Annotated in this window: 4 protein-coding genes; 1 reads left to right on the top strand and 3 read right to left on the bottom strand. The window is 75.5% G+C overall.

Going from position 1 to position 5,779, the window contains the following annotated elements:
• A partial coding sequence (locus tag PV419_RS52570) for a KR domain-containing protein (protein ID WP_319701196.1) occupies positions 1 to 2,286 on the top strand: 2,286 nt, incomplete at its 5' end.
• A gap of 177 nt (positions 2,287 to 2,463) precedes the next feature.
• Here PV419_RS52570 and PV419_RS52575 read toward each other — a convergent pair.
• From PV419_RS52575 to PV419_RS52585, 3 genes are all read right to left on the bottom strand, one after another.
• Positions 2,464 to 2,823, bottom strand: coding sequence for a hypothetical protein (locus tag PV419_RS52575; protein ID WP_319701197.1), 360 nt, complete (start codon positions 2,821 to 2,823; stop codon positions 2,464 to 2,466).
• Positions 2,753 to 3,187, bottom strand: a complete 435-nt coding sequence (locus PV419_RS52580; protein ID WP_319701198.1) for a hypothetical protein — start codon at positions 3,185 to 3,187, stop codon at positions 2,753 to 2,755. Before PV419_RS52580 ends, PV419_RS52575 begins: the two co-directional genes overlap by 71 nt.
• Before the next feature lie 158 nt (positions 3,188 to 3,345).
• The coding region (locus tag PV419_RS52585; RefSeq protein WP_319701199.1) for an SDR family NAD(P)-dependent oxidoreductase at positions 3,346 to 5,779 on the bottom strand (2,434 nt) is incomplete at its 5' end.

The following is a 5,779-nucleotide window of genomic DNA, read 5'->3' on the forward strand; positions in this document are numbered from 1 at the left end:
CTCCCCATCAACTGGCACACTTGGTTCCCCACACCACCAGCCCCAGGCACCGAACCACCCAACCTCCCCACCTACCCCTTCCAACGACAGCGCTACTGGGGGCCGGATGAGGTGGCCGACGCCCCGACCGCCGGGGCGGACGCGGAGGAGACCCGGTTCTGGCACGCGGTCGAGGCGCAGGATCTCCCGGGCCTGTCCGAGGCGTTGGGCCTCGGCGCGGAGGACGGGCGGCGCGCGTCGCTGGACGCGCTGCTGCCCACGCTCTCGCACTGGCGCCGGGAACGCCACGAGCGGTCGACGGTCAGTGCCTGGCGTTACCGGGTCGGCTGGCGCCGCCTGCCCGACCCCGGCCAGGGCTCCTTCCCGGCCGAGGGCCCGTGGCTGCTGGTGGTGCCGCCCGAGGGCGCCGGGGAGTGGGCCGAGGCCTGCGAGCGGGCCCTGACGGCGGGTGGCGCGGAGGTGCGGCTGCTGCCGGCCGGCGACCTCGCCCCGGGCCTGCTGCGCGCCGCGCTGGCCGACGGCCCGCCCCCCGCGGGCGTGTTGTCGCTGCTGGCGCTGGACGAACGCCCGCACGCGGCGGCGTTCCCGGCCGTGAGCCGTGGCCTCACCGCCACCCACGCCCTGCTGCGCGCCGTGCTGGAGGCCGAGGTGGACGCCCCTCTGTACTCCGCGACCCGGGGCGCGGTGGCAGCCGGGGACGGCGAGGAGCGGCCCAGCGCGCCGGCGCAGGCCCAGGTGTGGGGGCTCGGCCGGGTGGCCGCCCTGGAACACCCCGCGGCGTGGGGCGGGCTGATCGACCTGCCCGCTTCGGCCGACGACCTCACCCCGGGCCTGCTGCGCGCCGCGCTGGCCGGGCGGGACGGCGAGGACCAGGTCGCGCTGCGCTCCGAGGGCGTGTACGGGCGGCGGGTGCTGCCCGCGCCCCTCGACGGGCCGAACGAACAGGACGAACGGGCGTGGACGCCCCGGGACGGCGTGCTCGTCACCGGCGGGGTCACCGGGGTCGCGGCCCACGTGGCGCGCTGGCTGGCGGCGGGCGGCACCAAGCGCATCGTGCTGCTCGCGCCGGGCGGCCAGGACGCGCCCGGCGGCGCGGAGCTGGTGGCCTCGCTGGCGGAGCTGGGCGCCGAGGCGAGTGTCGTGGACGGCGTGCCGTCCGGGCCGGCCGCCCGGCGCGAACTGGCCGATCAGCTCGCGGCCTCCGGGCCGCGCGTGCGGACCATCGTCCACGCGGGGACCGCGGGCGAGCCGGTGCCGCTGGCCGGTCTCACGCCGGACGGGCTGGCCGAGGCGCTGTCGAACGCCGTGGCCGACGTCGATCACCTCCCGGAGCTGTGTGGCCTGGAGGCGGACGACCCGGTGGTGGTCTTCTCCTCCGTCGTGGGGGTCTGGGGCGTCGGGGAGCAGGGCGCCCGCGCCGCCGCCGAGGCGTACCTGGACGCGGTGGCGCAACGGCGCGAGGCGGCCGGCGGGCCCGTCGTCCGGGTGGCGTGGGGCCCGTGGAACGACGAGGGGGCGGTGCGAGCCGATGCGGCCGAACGCGCCGAACGCCACGGGCTGTCGGCCCTCGACCCCGGGCTGGCGCTGACGGCGCTGCGGCGGACGCTGGACGGCGGCGAGGGGCACGCGGTCCTCGCGGACGTGCACTGGGAGCGGTTCGTGCCGGTGTTCACCATGGTGCGCCCCAGCCGTCTCTTCGAGGAGATCCCGGCGGCCCGGCGGGCCGCGCGGGGTGCCGAGGACGACGCCGGATCGGCGGAGGGCCTGGCGGCGCTGCGTGAGCGGCTCGCGGCGCAGCCGCCGCAGGAGCGCGACGGCACGCTGCTGGCGCTGGTGCGCACCCACGTGGCGAACGCGCTGCGCTACGCGTCGGCGGAGTCGCTCGACCCCCAGCAGTCCTTCAAGGACCTGGGGTTCGACTCGGTGGCGGCGATCGAGTTCAGGAACCGGCTGCGCGGCGCCACCGGCCTGACGCTGCCTGCCACGCTGGTCTTCGACTACCCGACGCCGACCGCGCTGGCCGGCTACCTGGTCGCGCAGGTGATGGCGGAGGACTCCGGGACGGAGCCGGCCGCCGCGCACCTCGACGGCATCGAGGCGGCGCTGGCGGCCCTGGACGCGGACGATCCCCGGCGTTCCGGCCTCACCCACCGGCTGCGGGTGCTGCTGTGGCGGTACGAGGGCGGGGCCGAGCCGCAGGACGAGCAGCAGACGGGCGACGAGCTGGCGTCGGCGTCCGCCGACGAGATGTTCGCCCTCATCGATCGCGAGTTCGGCGAGTCCTGACCCCTCACGGAACGCAGCCACCCCTGACGCCCTTCGTCAGGGGTGGCTGGGAGAATTCGCTTCCTGGAGCGCTCCCTGGGGCCGGTCCTGGGGGGGGACCGGCGACCCCTGCGGGGTTCCTTCCGGAGCACGCTGAAACCGATGCCTCCTGATCCCGTTCCGCCGCCCACCCGGCTGTCAGCGCCGGTCTGTGGCTCGCGGATGTCCCGTTCCTGCGAAGGTGATCCAGCACGTCTCCCGGACAGTGTCGAGGAGGTACCAGATGCGGCCACCGCCGGCCACCTCGATCTGCCACTGCTCGCAGGTCTGCCCGCGGTGGGCGCCATGTGCCAGAGCGCCTTTGAGGCGGTGGTGCCGGGGTTTCTCCGTGGTCGGTCGGGGGTCGGTGCGCATGGTGGTCCAGGCGCGGTAGGTGTTCTCGCGGGCCTGCTGGGCGAGGCTCTCCCAGCCCTTGGCCGAGGCGGCATCAGCGAAGCGGACTTCCCAGTGGCCGTCCGGTGCCGGAGGCGCGGCGCGGTCGCCTCGACCCGCGGTCATGCGACGTCCCGCGGGTCTGGCACCGGGCGTAGTCTTCGCCGTGATCCCTGGTCAGCGCGGCCAGCAGTGCGGGATCGGAGTAGACCTCGGCGGTGTGCTGCCAGGCAATGAGCAACTGGGCGACGGGTGCGCTGCTGAGCAGTTCCATGCTGCCGGGCTCCCGGCGCGCCATGGCGACCAGCATCCGGGTAGCCGCGGACACCACGGTCTGGTCCTGCTCGGCCCGCGCCGCGGTGGTGAGGACCAGATCCTCGCCGCCTCTGCGGTGCAGGAGCAGTCTCGGCGATTCCTGAAGCCGGGCAAGGGTCTGCTTGTTCTTGTTCACCAGCTCGGAGAAGTTGACGGCTGCGCTCTCGGAACTCATGACTTTGAAATCACTTCGAAACTTGGCTCGGTGCCATCGCTCGGAAGAGGGACGCATCGCCCAACCGCATGGCGCTCGTGCCCTGGGGAACGATCTTCGGCTGCGCGGGAACAATCCTCAATGACTCGAACGGCCAACGGCTCGGTGCGGCTGCCGGGTCAGGACTTGCCGAACTCGCTCGCGATCAGGTCGAAGATCTCCTCCGCCGTGGCCTCCTCCAGGTCCTCGTGGGACCCGGCGGCGCCGTCGGCGTCGACCGGCTCGCTCCACCGCTCGGCAAGGAGCCGCAGCCGGGCCGCGATCCGGGAGCGGGCGGCCTCGTTGACGCCCTCGGGTGCGTGGGAGGCGTCCCAGCCGTCCAGCTCGGACATGATCCGCGCCTCGCTCGTGGCGACGTCGGCGACGAGCAGATCGTGGAGGTAGCGGGCGAGTTCCTCGGCCGAGGGGTAGTCGAACAGCACAGTGGCGGGCAGATTCAGCCCGGTGCTGGCGTTCAGCTCGTTGCGCAGCCGCACGGCGGTGAGTGAGTCGAAGCCCAGCTCCTGGAACGGCTTCGTCGCCGGGACGGCGTCGGCGGAGGCGTGGCCGAGGATGCCGGCCGCGTGGGTCCGCACGTGCCGCACCAGGATGTGGTGCCGCTCGGCCTGCGGGCTCGCGGCGAGCTTCTGCCGCAGCGGGTCGGCGTCCTGGGCGGCCGGTGCCGGTGCGTCGTCCCCCTCCCGGTCGGCGGCCTCGGGCAGGTCGCCGAGGAACGGGCTGGGGCGCAGCGCGGTGAAGCTGACCAGGAAGCGGCGCCAGTCGACCCCGGCGATGACAGCCGTGGTGTCCCCGCGTTCGATCGCCTGGTGGAGAGAGATGATGCCGAGCCGGGGGTCGAGGGGGTGCACGCCGCGGCGGCGGAAGTAGTCGAGTTCGTCGTCGGCGGTCGCCATGCCGACCTCGCCCCACAGACCCCAGGCCAGCGAGGTGGCGGGCAGGCCCTCGGCGCGGCGGTGCTCGGCGAGGGCGTCGAGGTAGGCGTTGGCGGCCGCGTACGCGCCCTGCTGCCCGCTGCCCCAGATCGCGGAGACCGAGGAGAACAGCACGAAGGCCGAGAGGTCGTGCCCCTTGGTCAGCTCGTGGAGGTGGCGGGCTGCGAGCGCCTTCGGGGCGAGCAGGCGGTCGAGGTGGCCGGGGTCGGCGTCGGCGATGAGGCCGTGTTCGACGACGCCGGCGGCGTGGATGACGGCGGTCAGCGGGTGCTCGGCGGGGATGGCGTCGAGCACGCCCCGCAGCGCGTCGCGGTCCGCCGCGTCGCAGGCGGCGATGGTCACCGAGGCGCCCATGGCGCGGAGTTCGGCGGCCAGCTCGGCGGCGCCCGGGGCGTCGGGGCCGCGCCGGCTGGTGAGGACCAGGTGTCCAGCGCCGTGCCCGACCGCCCAGCGGGCCAGCAACCCGCCGATGCCGCCGGTGCCGCCGGTGATCAGCACGGTGCCCTCCGGCCGCCAGGGGCGGCGCGCGGGACGCCCGGGGGCGTGCGCGAGGCGGCGGACCAGCAGGCCGCGCGCCCGGATCGCCGCCTGGTCCTCGGGCGGGCCGCCCGGGGGAACGCCGGCGAGCAGGGCAGCCAGCAGGGCGGCGGTCCGCTCGTCGGGCTCGGGCGGGAGGTCGATCAGGCCGCCCCAGCGGTCGGCGTGTTCGAGTGCCGCGACGCGGCCGACGCCCCAGGCCTGCGCCTGGAGGGGGTTCGTCAGCGGGTCGTCGCCGCCGGTGGAGACGGCGCCCTGGGTGAGGCACCACAGCGGGGCGTTGATCCCGGCGTCGCCGAGGGCCTGGAGGGCGGCGACGGTGGCGGCGAGCCCGGCGGGAACGGCCGGATGGCCGGGGTGGGGGCGTTCGTCGAGGGCGAGCAGGCTGAGGACGCCGGAGAACGCGGTCAATGAGGGCAGTCCGGACAGCTGACGGGCGAACGCCTCACGGTCGGTGGCGCCGGCGTCGGCGGTGCGGGGCTCGACGTCGGCGCCGTGGTCGGTCAGTGCGCGGGTCGCGGTCCGCACCGCCGGGTGGTCCTCCTGTCCGGCGGGGACGAGCAGCAGCCACGTGCCGTGCAGCGCGGACGCGCCGGGCTCGGGCAGCGGGGTCCAGCGGACCTGGTGGCGCCAGGACGCCAGGGTGGTGCGTTCGCGGTGGCGGCGGCGCCACGCGGACAGCACGGGCAGGGCGGGCCGCAACGCCTCGATGCCGGTGGCCGCGTCCCCCTCGGGCTCCAGCAACTGCGCCAGGGCGTCGGCGTCCTGGCCCTCGATGGCCGCCCACAGCTCGGCCTCCGCCGGGTCAGCCGAGCCGTCGGCCGGCACGGACGGCGCGGTCGGCAGCCAGTAGCGCTCGCGGTCGAAGGCGTAGGTGGGCAGGTCGATGGTGGCCGGGGTGGTGGTGCCGTCGGTGAACCAGGTGCGCCAGTCGACGGGGCTGAGAGTGTGGAGGCGGGCGAGTGACTGGGCCAGGCTGTCGGCGTCGGGCTGGGTGCGGGTGAGGGTGGGGATGAGGACGGGCGGGTGCGCGGGCGGGGTGTCGAGTGCGTCGAGGGTGTGTTGGGCGCCCGGGATCAGGACG

Source organism: Streptomyces sp. ME19-01-6 (assembly GCF_033793745.1).
In the GTDB taxonomy this organism is placed as follows: Bacteria; Actinomycetota; Actinomycetes; order Streptomycetales; family Streptomycetaceae; genus Streptomyces.

Excerpts from the sequence above, each read along its gene's own strand:
- PV419_RS52580 (WP_319701198.1), bottom strand. The coding sequence starts at position 3,187 with ATGAGTTCCGAGAGCGCAGCCGTCAACTTCTCCGAGCTGGTGAACAAG.
- PV419_RS52575 (WP_319701197.1), bottom strand. The coding sequence starts at position 2,823 with ATGACCGCGGGTCGAGGCGACCGCGCCGCGCCTCCGGCACCGGACGGC.